The 342-nt window shown below is 62.0% G+C and carries 1 protein-coding gene; it reads right to left on the reverse strand.

Annotated features, from left to right (window positions below):
• Positions 1-342 (reverse strand): Ig-like domain-containing protein (locus ACZYSM_RS29415; protein ID WP_489077211.1); only part of this gene is annotated, 342 nt, incomplete at both ends.

The raw sequence follows: 342 nt of genomic DNA on the forward strand, positions 1-342 counted from the left end.
AGTTTGAGATCGCCCCGTACTGATCCTGCATCTGATAGCTGAGCGTCACGTGCTCGATGACGCCTTGCGCCAGGTGGTCGAAGTCGGCCCCCGGGTTGAACACCAGCTGGTTGCCGACCACGCTGGCGGTGCCCTGGCTCGCCGGCGCACTGACCGAGTTCAGCGTGAACAGATGGCCGTCGTCAGCATCGGTGTCATTGGCCAGCACGTCGATCGTCAGGGTCTGGTTCTCTGTGCCAGCGGCTACATCGGCCACCGCTACCGGAGCGTCATTGGTGCCGGTGATCGTTACGTCCACCGTGGAGTTTGAGATCGCCCCGTACTGATCCTGCATCTGATAGC

It is taken from the genome of Pseudomonas sp. F220 (assembly GCF_057813935.1).